The 15,474-nt window shown below is 61.2% G+C and carries 15 protein-coding genes; 8 read left to right on the top strand and 7 right to left on the bottom strand.

Features of this window, described 5'->3' with window-relative positions:
- Window positions 1-5 precede the first annotated feature (5 nt).
- The 3 genes from bufB to HCF10_RS03305 are packed head-to-tail and all read left to right on the top strand — an operon-like array spanning window position 6 to window position 2,139.
- Window positions 6-884, top strand: a complete 879-nt coding sequence (bufB, locus tag HCF10_RS03315; protein ID WP_167654869.1) for an MNIO family bufferin maturase — start codon at window positions 6-8, stop codon at window positions 882-884.
- Window positions 881-1,657 (top strand): HvfC/BufC N-terminal domain-containing protein, encoded by a 777-nt coding sequence (locus HCF10_RS03310; RefSeq protein ID WP_167654868.1) that lies wholly within the window; start codon window positions 881-883, stop codon window positions 1,655-1,657. The genes bufB and HCF10_RS03310 overlap by 4 nt, the downstream gene beginning before the upstream one ends.
- The gene (locus HCF10_RS03305) at window positions 1,654-2,139 is read left to right on the top strand and encodes a DoxX family protein (protein ID WP_131697202.1); all 486 of its coding nucleotides are present in this window, start codon (window positions 1,654-1,656) and stop codon (window positions 2,137-2,139) included. Before HCF10_RS03310 ends, HCF10_RS03305 begins: the two co-directional genes overlap by 4 nt.
- Here the strand turns inward: HCF10_RS03305 and HCF10_RS03300 are convergent.
- The gene (locus HCF10_RS03300) at window positions 2,136-3,044 is read right to left on the bottom strand and encodes a LysR family transcriptional regulator (protein ID WP_131697203.1); all 909 of its coding nucleotides are present in this window, start codon (window positions 3,042-3,044) and stop codon (window positions 2,136-2,138) included. The genes HCF10_RS03305 and HCF10_RS03300 overlap by 4 nt on opposite strands.
- Before the next feature lie 218 nt (window positions 3,045-3,262).
- On the opposite strand from HCF10_RS03300, the gene HCF10_RS03295 reads away from it, so the two are divergent.
- The 3 genes from HCF10_RS03295 (at window position 3,263) to HCF10_RS03285 (ending at window position 6,350) form a co-directional block, all read left to right on the top strand.
- Complete coding sequence (locus HCF10_RS03295; protein WP_131697204.1) at window positions 3,263-3,862, top strand: short chain dehydrogenase; 600 nt, start codon at window positions 3,263-3,265, stop codon at window positions 3,860-3,862.
- A 96-nt stretch (window positions 3,863-3,958) separates the two neighbouring features.
- Entirely contained in the window at window positions 3,959-4,630 is a 672-nt protein-coding gene (locus tag HCF10_RS03290; RefSeq protein WP_145334984.1) for a COG3650 family protein, read from the top strand.
- A 106-nt stretch (window positions 4,631-4,736) separates the two neighbouring features.
- Window positions 4,737-6,350, top strand: coding sequence for an NAD(P)/FAD-dependent oxidoreductase (locus HCF10_RS03285; RefSeq protein ID WP_092487710.1), 1,614 nt, complete (start codon window positions 4,737-4,739; stop codon window positions 6,348-6,350).
- Window positions 6,351-6,410: 60 nt separating this feature from the next.
- Here HCF10_RS03285 and HCF10_RS03280 read toward each other — a convergent pair whose 3' ends face one another.
- Complete coding sequence (locus tag HCF10_RS03280; RefSeq protein ID WP_167654867.1) at window positions 6,411-7,505, bottom strand: PLP-dependent cysteine synthase family protein; 1,095 nt, start codon at window positions 7,503-7,505, stop codon at window positions 6,411-6,413.
- A gap of 216 nt (window positions 7,506-7,721) precedes the next feature.
- Between HCF10_RS03280 and nhaA the strand changes: the two genes are divergently transcribed.
- Window positions 7,722-8,897: a Na+/H+ antiporter NhaA gene (gene nhaA / locus HCF10_RS03275; RefSeq protein ID WP_167654866.1), complete on the top strand. Its 1,176-nt coding sequence runs from the start codon at window positions 7,722-7,724 to the stop codon at window positions 8,895-8,897.
- 77 nt (window positions 8,898-8,974) lie between these two features.
- On the opposite strand, the gene HCF10_RS03270 is transcribed toward nhaA, so the two are convergent.
- Window positions 8,975-9,439, bottom strand: a complete 465-nt coding sequence (locus HCF10_RS03270) for a glycine zipper 2TM domain-containing protein (protein WP_003189251.1) — start codon at window positions 9,437-9,439, stop codon at window positions 8,975-8,977.
- Window positions 9,440-9,596: 157 nt separating this feature from the next.
- Between HCF10_RS03270 and HCF10_RS03265 the strand changes: the two genes are divergently transcribed.
- Window positions 9,597-9,857, top strand: a complete 261-nt coding sequence (locus HCF10_RS03265) for a hypothetical protein (RefSeq protein WP_167654865.1) — start codon at window positions 9,597-9,599, stop codon at window positions 9,855-9,857.
- Window positions 9,858-9,893: 36 nt separating this feature from the next.
- Here the strand turns inward: HCF10_RS03265 and pdxH are convergent, their stop codons facing one another.
- From pdxH to HCF10_RS03245, 4 genes are all read right to left on the bottom strand, one after another.
- Window positions 9,894-10,541, bottom strand: coding sequence for a pyridoxamine 5'-phosphate oxidase (pdxH, locus tag HCF10_RS03260; protein ID WP_167654864.1), 648 nt, complete (start codon window positions 10,539-10,541; stop codon window positions 9,894-9,896).
- Window positions 10,542-10,568: 27 nt separating this feature from the next.
- Entirely contained in the window at window positions 10,569-11,753 is a 1,185-nt protein-coding gene (locus tag HCF10_RS03255) for an OmpA family protein (RefSeq protein WP_167654863.1), read from the bottom strand.
- Window positions 11,754-11,896: 143 nt separating this feature from the next.
- On the bottom strand, window positions 11,897-13,042 hold the full coding sequence (locus HCF10_RS03250) for a serine hydrolase domain-containing protein (RefSeq protein WP_131697212.1): 1,146 nt from the start codon (window positions 13,040-13,042) through the stop codon (window positions 11,897-11,899).
- 82 nt (window positions 13,043-13,124) lie between these two features.
- Window positions 13,125-15,422: a beta-galactosidase gene (locus HCF10_RS03245; RefSeq protein ID WP_167654862.1), complete on the bottom strand. Its 2,298-nt coding sequence runs from the start codon at window positions 15,420-15,422 to the stop codon at window positions 13,125-13,127.
- Window positions 15,423-15,474 lie beyond the last annotated feature (52 nt).

Here is a 15,474-nt window from a genome sequence, read left to right as displayed (position 1 = left end):
TACGGATGATGACGCTTTCACGCCTGCCCACAGTCTCACCGGTTCAGGTGCCCGGCCTCCCCTGCCGGGCTGGGCTGGGGCTGAAGCACGAGCACTTCCAGGAAGTGCTCGATACTTCCCCAGACATCGGTTTTTTTGAAGTGCACGCCGAAAACTACATGGTGGCCGGCGGCCCGTTTCATCACTACCTGGGGTTGATTCGCGAACGTTACCCCCTGTCGTTGCACGGCGTGGGCCTGTCCATCGGTGGCGAAGGCCCGCTCAACCGTGAGCACCTGGGGCGCTTGGCCGTACTGATCGAACGCTACCAACCCCACTCATTTTCCGAACACCTGGCCTGGTCCAGCCACGGCCCGGCGTTTCTCAACGACCTGCTGCCCCTGGCTTATGACGCCGCCACCTTGAGTCGGGTATGCGAGCACGTCGACCAGGTACAGTGCGCTCTCAAGCGGCCGATGCTGCTGGAGAACCCATCGACCTACCTGCAGTTCCAACGCTCCACCCTGGACGAGACCGACTTCATCGGCGAGATCATCCGCCGCACCGGCTGCGGCCTGCTGTTGGACGTGAACAACGTCTACGTGTCATGCATCAACCACCAGCGCGACCCTCTGGCCTACATCAACGCCCTACCGTTGCGCGCCGTGGGTGAGATTCATCTGGCCGGCTTCGCCGAAGACACCGACAGCCTGGGCGATCGCCTGCTGATCGATGACCACGGCGCGCCCATCGATAACGCAGTGTGGCTGCTATACGAACACGTGCTCGCGCTGATGGGCCCGGTCGCAACACTGATCGAGCGCGACAACCAAGTGCCGGCCTTCAGTGCGTTGTACGCGGAGGCCCAACACGCTGAACGGTATTTATCGCAGGTCCACCCATGAGCCTTCACGACGCCTTTGCCAGCGCCTTGCTGGCGCCCGACCAGCCTTGCCCCCACGGCCTGTTCAGCAGCAACGGGGCCGATCCAGCCAGTCGTTTTGCGGTGTATCGCAACAATGTTCACAGTTCGTTGATCAAGGCGTTGGCAACGGCTTATCCCGTAACGGCGCAATTGGTAGGCGATGAATTTTTCCGCGCCATGGCCGGCATTTTCGTACAGGCATACCCGCCTGCCAGCCCGCTGATCAGCGAGTACGGCAGCACATTCGCCGACTTTATCCAGGGGTTTGAACCGGCCGCCAGCGTGCCTTACCTGGCCGATGTGGCCCGATTGGAACGCTTGCGGGTTCGCGCTTATCACGCAGCGGATACAACCTTGGTAGATCCGCAAACCGTACTGCAGCAACTGAAAGCCCAAGCGACGCTGGGGGCGCTGCATCTGCAACTGCACCCGTCCGTTGGCACATTGAACTCCGCCTACGCAGTGGTTGCGGTATGGGCGGCACACCAGACCGAGGGCGCCCTGGCCACCCTGGATCCCTGGCATGCCCAAGGCGCGCTGGTGTTGCGCCAAGGGTTGAATGTCAAGGTCTTCGCCATCGACGGCGGCTCGGTCGCCTTTATCAATAGCCTGAAACGCGGCTCGGCGCTGGAAATGGCCGTCGCAAATGCCCTCGAGGCCAGCGCCGAGTTCGACCTGCACCAATGCCTCACGCTGCTGATCAACCACAACGCCCTCACTCATCTGCTCCCAGAACAACAGGTATCGCCATGAGCACTTCCGATTCGTGCCTGATCAAACAGGCCATCGCACTTTTCGAGAAAATCCCGTACAGCCTGCTCGCGTTTATTGCGCGCTTCTCCATTGCGGCAGTGTTCTGGAAATCCGGGCAAACCAAGGTCGAAGGCATTGCCATTGACCTGATCAACGGCACGTTCGAACTTGGTATCCCCAGACTCGCCGCCTCGACATTGCCGCTGTTTCGCAGTGAATACCATGTGCCGTTGCTGTCGCCCGAAGTGGCCGCGTACATGGCGGCGTTTGCCGAGCACTTCTTCCCGGTGCTGATCCTGGTGGGCCTGGCCACGCGCTTCTCGGCCCTGGCCTTGATCGGCATGACCCTGGTCATTCAGTTGTTCGTGTACCCGGACGCCTACCCTACCCACGGCACTTGGATTGCGCTGCTGTTGCTGTTGGTCGCCAAAGGGCCGGGCAGCCTGTCCATCGACCACCTGATTGCGCGCCGCTACCGTTAAAGCCGATCCAGTGCCTCGCCGCCGCGCTTGAACCAGTCTACCAGGTAGTCGGCCAATACTTGGGTACGCCTCGGCAGGCCGCCTTGATAAGGATGGACCAGGTACATCGGCATACTCCGCGTCTGGTAATCGCGCAGGAGCCAACGCAATCGACCGTCAGCCAATTCCGTCGGCAGTACGTAGGACGGCAAGCGGGCGATCCCGGCCCCCACCAGGGCAGCCTTCTTCAGCAGGTTGTAATGGTTGGAGGCAAAGGTGCCGCCCACCCTCACCCGCAACAACTCGTGCTGCTGGTGATACAGCCATTCCTCGCGGCCGCTGTAGTGGCTGTTGAGTAAACAGGTGTGCGCCGCAAGATCCCCAGGGGTCAGTGGTTCGCCGTGCTGCTCCAGATAAGCGGGACTGGCACAGGTCATCTCGTGCCAGGCCAGCAGCGGCTTGGCCACCAGACGCTCGTTTTCAATCGCCCCCGAACGCACCCCCAAGTCAAAGCCGTCTCGCGCCAGATCTCGGTAGCTGTTGTTGAGCTCCAGCTCGATCTGCACCTGGGGATAGTGCTTGGAAAACTCCAGCAACAAACCATCGAAGAAGGTTTCCCCTAATGAAACCGGAACCGTCATACGCACAGGCCCGGTCAAATCGTCCTTGAGACGCGCCAATGCCTGACGGGCGCGATCCACCTGCACCACCAGCGCTTGCGCCTGGGGCAACAACGCCGCACCGGCGGCGGTCAGGCTGAGCCTGCGTGTGGTGCGGTGCAACAAGACCACACAGAACTGCGCTTCCAAGTGGCTGATGCGCTTGGACAACTGGCCCTTGCTGCAACCCAGTTGCTCCGCCGCCACGGTAAAACTGCCGGCTTCGATCAATACGGCGAAGGCTGCCAGATCATCCATCTCGCTCATGGACTGTTTCCATTTGAAAACCAAAGGTTGCCTATTAGCACGTTTATCTACTTGAAAAGCCACCCTAGACTTGATGCCTACCCCTACTGTAGGAGAAGGAGCTTGCTCGCGAAAATCGTCAACGATAACGCGGTCAGCCTGGTACACAGCGGCGCTTTTGCGTTTTTCGCGGGCAAGCCCGCTCCTACAGTTCCTGATAAACCCAGAGGAACAGCACCATGAAAATCCTATTGATTGGCGCCGGCGGCACCATCGGCTCGGCAGTCAAGGCCGAACTGGCCCAGCGTCATGAGGTGATCAGCATTGGCCGCAGCAGCGGCGACTTCCAGGTGGATATCAGCGACAGCTCCTCGATCCGCAAACTGTTCGAGCAGACCGGCAAATTCGACGCACTCGTCTGCGCTGCAGGCAACGTGAATTTCGTGGCGCTGGGGGATATGAGCGAAAGCGATTTTGAGCTGGGCTTGCGTGACAAGTTGATGGGGCAGGTCAACCTGCTGTTGATCGGCCGCGAGTATGCCAACGACGGTGCATCGTTCACCTTCACCAGTGGCATTCTCAACCGTGACCCGATCCGTACTGGCGCTTCGGCTGCGCTGGTCAATGGCGCGCTGGATGCGTTCGTCAAAGCCACTGCGATCGAACTGCCACGAGGTTTACGCATCAACTCCGTAAGCCCCACGGTCCTGCTGGAAGCCATGGGCAGCTACGCGCCGTACTTCCGTGGCTACAAGCCGGCTGCTGGCGCCGACGTGGCATTGGCCTACGCCAAAAGTGTGGAGGGCTTACAGACCGGTCAAACCTTTACCGTCGGCTGAATGTGAAGTCGGTAAGAAATGCCTGAAGCTGGCGGACGGGGTTGTGATGCAGCGCCAGCCTGCGTAACGTGGCGGCACTTGTCTGGAGACCCGATAATGCGTGCCGCCCGTACCCTCGCCCTGTTTGCCTTGCTTCCTTTGTTCGCCGCGTGCCAGATGTTCGAAAACGAGCCGGCCAAACCGTCTACCGTCGGGCTGACCCGTATGCAGGGTGAACTCACGGCGGTGGGTGGCAAACTGCTGTTCCAGCCGTGCGACGATAAACGCAACTATGTCGTCAACGACACCAGCGGCACCAGCATCCTGCAGGAAGCCGCCTCCCTGGCCGGCCAGCAAGGAGCACTGTTTGCCGACTTGCGTGGCAAGTTCTCGGGCGTCGCCAGCGGCACCCAAGGCAGCGTCGACCTGCAACAGCTCTACCGCGTAGAGCGCTCGACCTCTGCCTGCACCGACCCGGACTTCAAGCGCATGACCCTGCGGGCCAACGGCCACAAGCCGGCCTGGGCCATGAACGTCACCGCCAAGGGCATGGTGCTGGAGCGTGAAGGCCAGCCGCCACTGGCGGTGCCTTATGTCGAAGAGCAAATCGGCGACGGCCGCTTCAACCTGATGACCGAAGCCAACAACCAGCACATCGAACTGTGGGTAGCGCCGCAACGCTGCATCGACAGCGTCAGCGGCAGCCTGCAACACATGACTGCGGAATTGCGCGTCAACGGTCAGGTACAGCGCGGTTGCGCGGCGTTTGGTGGTTCCCGGGACGACTGATTCAGCGCTGCGCTGTTTTAACCTGACGGAAAACCGCCATTGAGGCTTATAATCGCCGGTTTGCAAAACAGCCGGCCTCTTTGTCCGCCGCCTACCGGATCCTGTCATGTTACGAATCACCGAACTCAAGCTGCCCATCGACCATCCCGAAGAAGACCTGCGGCCTGCCATCGTGCAGCGCCTGGGCATCGCCAGTGATGACCTGCTCGATTTCACCCTGTTCAAACGCAGCTACGACGCGCGCAAGAAGTCGTCGGAGCTGTGCTTCATCTACACCATCGACCTTAACGTGAAGGGTGAGGCCGCCCTGCTGCTCAAGTTTGCCGATGACCGCAACGTCAACCCGGCGCCGGACGTCAGCTACAAGGTAGTGGGCCAGGCCCCGGAAGGCTTGGTCGAACGGCCTGTGGTCGTCGGTTTTGGCCCGTGCGGTATCTTCGCCGGGCTGTTGCTGGCACAGATGGGCTTCAAGCCGATCATCCTCGAACGCGGCAAGGAAGTACGCCAGCGCACCAAGGACACCTGGGGCCTGTGGCGCAAAAGCGTGCTCAACCCCGAGTCCAACGTGCAGTTCGGTGAAGGCGGCGCCGGGACCTTCTCCGACGGCAAGCTCTACAGCCAGATCAAGGACCCGAAATTCCACGGCCGCAAAGTCCTGCACGAGTTCGTCAAGGCCGGCGCGCCGGAAGAAATCCTCTACGTCAGCAAGCCGCACATAGGCACCTTCCGCCTGACCGGCGTGGTGGAAAACATGCGCGAGCAGATCATCGCCCTGGGCGGTGAAGTGCGCTTCGAGCAACGGGTGACCGACGTGCTGATCGAAGACGGCCAGTTGAATGGCGTGGTCATCGACGGTGGTGAGCAGATCCTCTCCAAGCATGTGATCCTGGCCCTCGGCCACAGCGCCCGCGACACCTTCCGCATGCTCCACGGCCGTGGTGTATACATGGAAGCCAAACCGTTCTCGGTGGGTTTCCGGATCGAACACCCGCAATCGCTGATCGACGCCGCGCGCCTGGGCAAATATGCCGGGCACCCAAAGCTGGGCGCCGCCGACTACAAGCTGGTGCACCACGCCAAGAACGGCCGTTCGGTCTACAGCTTCTGCATGTGCCCGGGTGGCACCGTGGTGGCCGCGACCTCCGAGCCGAACCGTGTGGTGACCAACGGCATGAGCCAGTACTCGCGTAACGAGCGCAATGCCAACTCCGGCATCGTGGTCGGCATCACGCCTGAAGTGGATTACCCAGGCGGCCCGCTGGCGGGTATCGAGTTGCAGGAGCGCCTGGAGTCCCACGCCTACATCCTCGGCGGCAGCAACTACGAGGCCCCGGCACAGTTGGTCGGCGACTTTATCGCCGGTAAGCCGTCCACGGCCATCGGCAGTGTGGAACCGTCCTACAAGCCAGGTGTGGCCCTGGGGGACCTGGCCCTGGCCTTGCCAGACTTCGCCATCGAAGCGATCCGCGAAGCACTGCCGGCGTTCGAGAAGCAGATCAAGGGCTACTCGCTGCACGATGCCGTGTTGACCGGTATCGAGACGCGCACCTCGTCGCCGCTGCGGATTACCCGTGACGAATCGATGCAGAGCTTGAACGTGAAAGGCCTGTTCCCGGCCGGTGAAGGCGCTGGCTATGCGGGCGGGATTCTGTCGGCCGGTGTTGACGGGATTCGGATTGCCGAGGCGTTGGCGCGGGATATGCTCGGCATCGAGGCCTGAGAACAGCGCAAATTAAATGTGGAGGGGGCAAGCCCCCTCCCACATTGGTTTTGCGTTGTATCAGATATTCGCGCGCAGGATGTCGGCTGGCAATGGCTCGCCCTGCTCCACGCTGGCCGCAACGGCCGTGATCAACCCCTCGAGCGCATAGCCCTGCCCCGCCAACCACGCCTGATCGTAATAGGTCGTTGCATACCGCTCGCCCCCATCACACAAGATCGCCACGATCGAACCTGACTGCCCCGCCGCTTTCATCTGCTGCGCCGCCACCAATGCGCCAATCAGGTTGGTCCCGCTGGAACCGCCGACTCGCCGCCCCAGGCGTTCAGCCAGGTAATGCATGGCCGCCAGCGACAGCGCATCCGGCACCTTGACCATCGCATCAATCACGTTGGGTAGAAACGACGCCTCGACCCGTGGCCGGCCAATGCCTTCGATACGCGAACCGCAGTCCAGGCGCAGGCTGGCGTCGCCGCTCCGGTAGAAATCGAAAAACACCGAGCGCTCGGCGTCGGCACACAACACGCGGGTGCAGTGCTGGCGATAACGCACATAACGGCCCAGCGTGGCGGTGGTGCCGCCGGTACCGGGGCTGGAAATCAACCAGCTCGGTTCCGGGTGCTGCTCAAAGCGCATCTGCTGGAAGATCGACTCGGCGATGTTGTTGTTCGCCCGCCAGTCGGTGGCACGCTCGGCATAAGTGAACTGATCCATGAAATGACCGCCGCTTTCCTGCGCCAAGCGTTCGGACTCGGCGTAGATCTGCGTGGGATCCTGTACCAGATGGCTCTTGCCGCCGTAGAACGCAATCTGCGCGATCTTTTCCTGGGATGTCGTGGCGGGCATCACCGCAATGAGCGGCACCCCGAGCAGCCGGGCAAAGTACGCTTCGGAAATCGCCGTCGAGCCGCTGGAGGCTTCAATTACCGGTGCGCCCGGCTTGAGCCAGCCATTGCACAGCGCGTACAGGAACAGCGAACGGGCCAGCCGATGTTTCAGGCTGCCGGTGGGGTGGCTGGATTCATCCTTGAAGTACAACTCGATGCCCGGCAGGCCCGGTAGCGGTAACGGAATCAGATGGGTGTCAGCACTGCGCTGGAAGTCCGCTTCAATGATGCGAATGGCTTCGCGGGCCCAGGGACGGTGGTCGCTCATGAGGGAGATCTCTAAGGATTTCAGCCCCAATCTTAGGATGTTTCCAACACTGCACACAGATACAGTGACGACTCAATTGGACACACAATTGCTAGGCTTTGACGCTACGCCACCCTAGCGCATCTCTTATAACAAATAAGAATATAACTTTTGTTTTAACAACTAACGGTACGGGTTAGGGTACCCACCTGTTGAACCTGGATTGGAGAGCATCCCTTGCCTCTGCGTAGCACTTTCACCCGTTTTTTCCAGCTGGAAGCCGCCAGCGGCCTGTTGTTGATCGCCGCTGCCGCCTTGGCGCTGATCATCAACAACTCTCCGTTGTCGCACCTGTATGGCGCATTTCTCGACGTGCCGGTGGTAGCCCAGATCGGCGCGCTGCAAATCGCCAAGCCCGCGCTGCTGTGGATCAACGATGGCCTGATGGCCCTGTTCTTTCTGCTGATCGGCCTGGAGGTCAAGCGCGAGCTGCTTGACGGTCACCTGTCCAAGCCTTCGCAAGTGGTGCTGCCCGGCGCAGCCGCCATCGGCGGTATGGTGGTGCCGGCGCTGATCTACTGGGCCATCAACAAGGACTACCCCGCCGCCCTCTCCGGCTGGGCAATCCCGATGGCCACCGACATCGCCTTCGCACTGGGCGTCCTGGCACTGCTGGGCAAGCGGGTGCCGGTGTCCTTGAAGCTGTTCCTGATGACCCTGGCCATCATCGACGACCTTGGCGCGATCATTGTTATTGCAGTGTTCTATTCCGCCGACCTGTCCGGTGCAGCCCTGGCCGGCGCGGGCGCCTGCCTGGTTGCCTTGATTGCAATGAATCGCCTGGGCGTGATCAAGCTCATGCCCTACCTGATCATCGGCCTGATCCTGTGGGTGTGCGTACTCAAGAGCGGCGTGCATGCCACCCTGGCCGGTGTGACCCTGGCGTTCTGCATCCCGATGCGCACCAGGAACGCCGAGCCCTCGCCGCTGCTCACGCTGGAACACGCCCTGCATCCGTGGGTGGCCTACGGCATCCTGCCGCTGTTCGCCTTTGCCAACGCCGGCGTTTCACTCACCGGGGTCAGCCTGGAAAGCTTCACCCACCACGTGCCCATGGGCATTGCCGCCGGCCTGCTGATCGGCAAGACCGTCGGTGTGTTCGGCTTCACCTGGCTGGCCATCAAGACCGGCCTCGCAGCACTGCCGGGCGGCGCCAACTGGGGCCAGGTCTTCGGCGTGGCAATCCTGTGCGGCATCGGCTTCACCATGAGCCTGTTTGTCGGCTCCCTGGCGTTTGTGCCGGGTGCCAGTGAGTTTGCCGGGGAGGATCGAATGGGGATTCTGACCGGGTCGATACTCGCGGCGTGTATCGGGTATGTAGTGACGGCGATGGCGAGTCGCAAAAAAGCCTGAGCCGACTCAAACGCAGCCCATAAAAAACCCCAACCGGTCACCCGGTTGGGGTTTTTCTTTTGCCTGCGGCTTACCGGTCAGCGAGTAACGCGGCTGGTGCCATCAACGGTCATGATGCGTACGCGATCACCGATGCGGAAGATTTCATTTTCCTGCACGGCTTGTACGTAGGCGCGCATGCTGCCGTCGTCTTCGCGAACGGTGATTTCCACGCCCTGGGTGCGGGTCAGGCCTTCTTCGGTGGCCGAGCCCAGCAGGCCGCCGGCAACGGCGCCGATCACGGCAGTCACGATACTGCCACGGCCACCGCCGATGGCGCTGCCGCCAACACCACCGATGACCGCACCCGCAGCGCCGCCGATTGGGGTCTTGGTGCCTTCGATTTTCACCGGGCGCAGGGATTCGATGGTACCCATGCGCACGGTCTGTACACGACGCGCTTCGTCACGGGAGTACGAGTCGCCGGTCAGACTCGAAGCGCAGCCGCCCAGCAGAAGCGACAGGGTGGTAAAGCAGGCAACCAGTAAAACGGACTTACGCATAGCATCAACTCCAAAGGACAGGTATTCATTAAACGCTGCGGCTTGACGCCTGTCACGGCAAGCCAGGCAGAAAATTGCTTTCATTCAGCCTCAGTACAGACACCTCATACCAGAGATACCGACCAACGGTACCACTCTCATCGTAACCAGGAACTTCATGGACTATTTCATCATTGTAGTCATTACCGTCGCCGGCCTGTACTTCCATGGCTGGTTGTACCTGCGTATCAAATGCTGGATAGACCGCGACCTGGCACTCTCCCTGGCGGGCGAAGACCTGCACAAGCGCGCCTATATGTTGCAACAACTGGAGCAGGCTCGGGCGTCGAAGATCAAGCGAGGCGACTTGCCGCAGTGGCTGAAGAACGCCGCACAGCACTACACAGCCGAAACCTCTTCAACAGAGACTTCGGTGTGATCGACATCATTCCAGTGGGATGACGAAAGGTGCCGCTCAGGGCGCCAGGCGCTCGCGGGCCCATTCGGTCCCTTGCAGGCGGTAGTTCAGGCGATCATGCAGGCGGCTGGCGCGGCCTTGCCAGAACTCGATACGCTCCGGCAACAGGCGATAGCCTCCCCAATGCTCGGGGCAATCGGGCTGGGTATCGCTGAAACGCTGTTCGGTGGCCTTGAGCAGGTCCTGGAGTTCTTCACGGTCGCGAATGACCTGGCTCTGCGGAGAGGCCCAGGCGCCTAAACGACTGCCCAGGGGGCGGACCTGATAATAAGCGTCGGACTCCTCAGGCGTGACCTTGACCACCCGCCCTTCAATGCGCACCTGGCGCTCCAGGGTCGGCCAGAAGAACGTCATGGCCGCAAACGGCCGCGCCGCGAGCTGTTCGCCCTTGGCGCTCTGATAGTTGGTGAAGAAGGTAAAGCCCTGCGCATCCAGGCCCTTGAGCAGCAAGATGCGGCAGTGCGGGCGACCGTCCTGGTCGACCGTAGCCAGGGTCATGGCATTGGCTTCCACCGGTGGCTGCTCGGTTTTCACCGCATCGGCAAACCACTGGTGGAACAACGCAAACGGCTCGTTCGGGGCCTGGGCCTCGCTCAAACCGTCCCGTGTGTAGTCACGGCGCATATCGGCCAGTGCCTGAGTCATGCGGCTTTATCCTCGTGGTTCAACGGATCAGTTTTTCGCCTGGTCGTTCGCAACCGGTGTAGCCGCCTTGGCTTTGGCCGGGGCCGGTTTCTTGGCAGCTGGCTTGGCCGGGGCTTTTTTAGCCGCTGGCTTGGCAGCCGCTTTTTTAGCGGCGGGTGCCTTTTTAGCCGGGGCCTTGGCGGCCGGAGCCGGGGCTGGAACGTTCTGCACCGCAACCATTTCGGCTACAGGCGGAGTCTTGCCCGACTGATACTTGCTCAACAGCGCCAGCATGGTCGTGCGCTGGGTGAACATGATTTCCATGCGACGGTTCAAGGCACGGCCCTGTGTGCTGTCGTTGGCGGCACGCGGCATCAGGTCACCCATGCCACGCAGCATCAGGCGGTCCTGTTTCAAGCCACTGAGGCTGAAGATCGAGGCAATGGACTGCGCGCGTTCCCTGGTCAACGCCTGGCTGGCAGGCGCGGTACCAGTGGCATCCACGTGCCCCAGGACCAGCACGGCGGTTTTGGGATCGGATTCAACCGCCTTGGCGACGCGAGTGAACGGACCCAGGGTAACCGGCAGCAGCATCGCCGGGCGTTTCGGGTTGTAGGAGCCGTCTACCGGAGCAATCACGACGAGCACGTTGTCGCGACGTTCCAGTTGCAGGTTGCTGTCCTTGATGGCGGCGCGCAGGCGCGGCTCATAGTCGTCCAACCAGGCCTGGGTGACTTTCGGGTCAGGCATCGGCACATTGGTCACGTCGACCTTGGCCAATGGCTTGGGTTTGCTTTCGAACGGCCACCACCAGTGGGTTTCGCTGTCGGTCTTGGCGACGGCAGGCGCGGCGTCTGGAGCCGGGGTCGCGGCCTTGAGGTCGGCTTTCAGGTCAGCCTTGGCATCAGCGGCCTTCTCGTCAGCGCTCTTGGAGGAGAACGGCCACCAGCTCGAACCGGTGTCAGCCTTGGCGGCCGGCGCTGGCGCGGCGGCAACAGGCGCAGCAGCTGCGGCTACAGGCGCAGCAGCTGCGGCTACAGGTGCGGCAGGCTTGGCGCCTGCAGCGGGTTTGGCATCCGGCTTGGCGTCGGTTTGGGTCACTGCGTCCTTGGTAGTGGCCTTATCCGACCCAAATGACCACCAATGCCCGCCCTCGGCATCATTTTGTGGAGTTTGTGCGCAACCGGTAATAGTGAGGCAAAGCGCCAGTGCCAAGGACTTGTTCGATAACATGAGATATCCACAAAATGAGAAAAGAAACGGGGGTCTCGATGACCCGTTAAACAGACGCTTACAGAACATTAAAGTTACATCATTTCGTTCAGCGTCTTCTTATAGTTGCCTTTGTAACAAAAAAATGTGAAACAGCAAGGGGTTTACAGACAACCGGCCAATATTCTGACCAACTTCTGTGCCCGTGGGTCCATAAGTACATAAGGCCCCAATGTATTAGTCACGAAACCAAACGCTACATCATGCTCAGGGTCGGCAAAACCCACCGAACCACCGGCGCCTGGATGCCCGAACGCACGGGCGCCAAGGCCAAACGTAGCATTGGGCAACTGTGGTTGATCCAACATGCAGCCCAGCCCGAAGCGGGTTTGTGTCAATAATGTTTTATCCGGCCCGATACTGTGTTCACGGGTCAATTCTTCGAGCATGTCGGCTTCCAACAAACTACCGTCCAACAAACCACTATAAAAACCGGCCAGGCTACGCGCATTACCGTGACCATTTGCCGCCGGCTGCTGCATGCGTCGCCATTCAGGTTTATTAGTACTGGTGAGAATAGACGGTGGATTGGCAAATGCCCGCGTCGTCAAGGCAGTAGGCTCGCGCATCATTACTTGCAGTAAACGTTGAGCGGCTTCATCGCCCATATTGCCTTTGCTGCGCGCAATATGTGCAACACGATAAAACTCTTCGTCGGCCAGGCCCACGTGGAAGTCCAGCCCCAGCGGCCGGGCCACCCGCGCCACAATGGACTCACCCGGCCCACGCCCATCGGCGCGGCGCAGCAATTCGCCGACCAGCCAACCGTAGGTGATCGCCTCGTAGCCATGACCCTGGCCCGGCGTCCACCACGGGGCTTCGGCGGCCAGGGTATCGACCATCAATTGCCAGTCATACAAGGCTTCGGCGGGCAGCATCTCGCGGATTGCCGGCAACCCGGCCTGGTGGCAGAGCAACTGGCGCAGGGTGATGCTTTCCTTGCCGGCGGCGGCAAACTCAGGCCAGTACTTGGCCACTGGCGCGTCCAATTGCAACTTGCCCTCGGCCACCAGTTGCAGGGCCGTGACGGCGGTGAAGGTCTTGGTGCAGGAAAACAGGTTGACGATGGTGTCGCTGTGCCAGGCCTCGGTACCGTCCTTGTCGGCGGTACCGGCCCACAGGTCAACGACGGTTTCGCCGCCGATCTGGATGCAGAGCCCGGCGCCACGCTCCTGCGGGTCATCGAATAACGCGGCAAACGCTTCACGCACCGCTTCGAACCGGAGCTCGTAATGACCCTGAACCTGCACCTAAGCCCCCTCGGAAAACACCGTAAAAAGTGGCCGACATTGTTCCAGCCATTATGGAGTTTGTGAACCCATCAACGATGAATCAATGACCATTTCCCGAATGCCCACCGGCGTGTCCGGCGCCCTGCCCCGGGCCTTTGCCATCACGCCCTGGATTGCTGCCTTCGCTTTCATGAACCGTGCTGGCGGCCTTGGCCTTTTCCGCTTCCTTACCCAGTTGATCCACCGCCGCCAGGTTGCTTCTGCGCACACTGTCGACAAAACCCTGGAACGGTACGTCAGTGATGCCCACCAGGCCGAAGTGGCCGTTTTCACCGTCCAGCAACCGGCCGGTCACTGGCTGATCCAGGTACTGGAACCAATGCACGCCGACAATTGACGGCTCGGCCATGGCTTGCTTGAGGAAGTTGGCATATGCCGCGCTACGCTCTTCTTCCCTGGCCAACTGGGTCACGCCGCCCCAGAACGGGCCACGGTCCGCAGAGCCGAAGTTGAATTCAGTAATCAACACCGGTTTGTCCAGTGCACGAAGCGCGGCAAAGTCATAGCCATCCTGGGGTTTGAGCGTGTACATGTTGAAGCTCAGCACATCGCAATACTGCGCACACGACGCCACGGCCTCCGGCGTACTCACCGCATAACGCCCGCCCAGCAGCAGTTGGTTGGGGGCGTGCCATTTCAGCGAGTCGGAGATGGTCTTGAAGTAGGCATCGGCAAAGGTCTTCTGGAAGTATTTGAAGTCAGCTTCGATTTCCGGGTGTTCCGGGTTGGGCATCGGCGGCTCGAAGCCTGGATCTTCCATCAACTCCCACCCCGCCAACTCGATGCCCCAGGCTTTCGACAGGCCTTGCTCGTTGCGGTACTTGTCACGCAATTGCTTGAGGAACGCGCGCTTGGCCGGCACGTCGGTGGTCATGCGCAAGGTGCCGTAGGCCAGGGCGTAGCGGGATTTCGGATCATCGCCGGGGCCGGCCCAGGCCAGTTCGTTATCGGCAAAGAAGCCGATCAGCCAGGGGTCGTCGCGGTGGTCGCGGGCGGCGATAGCCACCGCGCGCTCGGTCGCCATGGCGAAACGCGGATCGAACGGATCGGGCATGCCGCCCCACCAGTCGGTGCCGGTGCTGATGCTGGCGTAGTCGCCGACGATCGACAACGGCAAGGTGTACGGTACACGGTCGGCACTGGCCAACGCGCCGTCGCTCCAGTTGCCGACGGTATTGAAACCCCAGGCTTGCAGGCGATCAAGTGTGTGGGTCAACCAGCGTTTCTGGTCAAACCCTTCGCCGCCATAAGTGCGCTGCAGGTTGGCGCCGTAAAAATCGTACCAACGTCCGGCACCAAAGCCACGACCTTCACCCGCACCATTGCCGGTGCGGTTATCGCCGCTGCCGTAATACTTGTCGAAGGGTTCGCCGGCCTTTGGCAGCGCCACAAACATCCACTCACGACCGGCCACGTAGGTCTGGCTGTTGTCCGGGGCCACGGTATTGACGCCCAGGGAATAGAACGGATGGCCTTCCGGGGTCACCAGGTACCAGCGACCGTCGCGCTTTTCGGTGCGGAAAAAGCCGCTGGCCTTGAACGCCGGCCCTTTATTCCAGCCGCCGAACTTGTCCAATGCGGATTTATCACGCGCGGCCAGCCAGCCCTGCAGTTGGGTTTGCTCCTTTGCGGCGGCCGCCTTGAGTTGTTCGTCGCTGCTGACCTTTTCCGGCCAGCGCGCGCGGGTGGACTGGCCATAAGCATCTACCAGTTCGCTATAGGCCGCCTTCAGCACCGGCTCGCTGTCCTGCACACCAAAGCGTTCCAGCAGAATGCTTTGCGCGGCGTTGGGCTTGATCATCGACAGGGTCACCGAGACCACTTGGCTGCGGTCGATTTCGCCAGCGCTGCTGGCCAGCAACACACGCTGGCCGTCCACGGTGATCGGCATCGGCGGGCCGGCCTTCATGCCCTGGCTCAACGGCGAGTTGGCTTGCAGCGGTACCAGCAAGGTCTGGGCCGGTCCGGCCGGCAGGTCGATGCGGCTGACCAGGGTCTTGCCATCGCTGCTCTGCACCTTGACGTAGAGGGTCAGCGCCCAGTCCATGGCGCTCTGGATACGCAGGCTCATGGCGCCGGATTGCGACCAGTCCCAGGCTCCGGCCTGTGGGCTGAGCACCAGGCTCGGCTCGGCGGCCGGGTTGAAGGTGATGCGACGCAACACCTCGCCTTCCGGGGTTTGTTCGGCGTTGTATTGCGGCAGGCTGGCGTCCTGGGTCGCCACCTTGACCACATCGGCAGGCCGGACGAAGTTGAACAATGTCTGTTGCCCCGCGGGCGCGGCCATCAAGGGCGCAGTGAACAGCAGGGCAAAAAGGGCGGGCAGCGTGCGAATCATACGAACAAGGTTCTCCCAAACGGCCGGTGAATGGCCTGATGACATAAATCGA

It is taken from the genome of Pseudomonas sp. B14(2022) (assembly GCF_012030485.1).
GTDB lineage: Bacteria > Pseudomonadota > Gammaproteobacteria > Pseudomonadales > Pseudomonadaceae > Aquipseudomonas.
This window is presented reverse-complemented; position numbering and strand designations above follow the sequence as displayed.

Bases quoted from the DNA above. Each gene is read 5' to 3' on its own strand.
- HCF10_RS03280 (WP_167654867.1), bottom strand. From the start codon at position 7,505: ATGAGCGACCACCGTCCCTGGGCCCGCGAAGCCATTCGCATCATTGAA.
- HCF10_RS03255 (WP_167654863.1), bottom strand. From the start codon at position 11,753: ATGTTATCGAACAAGTCCTTGGCACTGGCGCTTTGCCTCACTATTACC.
- HCF10_RS03265 (WP_167654865.1), top strand. From the start codon at position 9,597: ATGGACTATTTCATCATTGTAGTCATTACCGTCGCCGGCCTGTACTTC.
- HCF10_RS03270 (WP_003189251.1), bottom strand. From the start codon at position 9,439: ATGCGTAAGTCCGTTTTACTGGTTGCCTGCTTTACCACCCTGTCGCTT.
- HCF10_RS03245 (WP_167654862.1), bottom strand. From the start codon at position 15,422: ATGATTCGCACGCTGCCCGCCCTTTTTGCCCTGCTGTTCACTGCGCCC.
- HCF10_RS03300 (WP_131697203.1), bottom strand. From the start codon at position 3,044: ATGAGCGAGATGGATGATCTGGCAGCCTTCGCCGTATTGATCGAAGCC.
- HCF10_RS03305 (WP_131697202.1), top strand. From the start codon at position 1,654: ATGAGCACTTCCGATTCGTGCCTGATCAAACAGGCCATCGCACTTTTC.
- HCF10_RS03290 (WP_145334984.1), top strand. From the start codon at position 3,959: ATGCGTGCCGCCCGTACCCTCGCCCTGTTTGCCTTGCTTCCTTTGTTC.
- pdxH (WP_167654864.1), bottom strand. From the start codon at position 10,541: ATGACTCAGGCACTGGCCGATATGCGCCGTGACTACACACGGGACGGT.
- HCF10_RS03295 (WP_131697204.1), top strand. From the start codon at position 3,263: ATGAAAATCCTATTGATTGGCGCCGGCGGCACCATCGGCTCGGCAGTC.
- HCF10_RS03285 (WP_092487710.1), top strand. From the start codon at position 4,737: ATGTTACGAATCACCGAACTCAAGCTGCCCATCGACCATCCCGAAGAA.
- bufB (WP_167654869.1), top strand. From the start codon at position 6: ATGATGACGCTTTCACGCCTGCCCACAGTCTCACCGGTTCAGGTGCCC.
- HCF10_RS03310 (WP_167654868.1), top strand. From the start codon at position 881: ATGAGCCTTCACGACGCCTTTGCCAGCGCCTTGCTGGCGCCCGACCAG.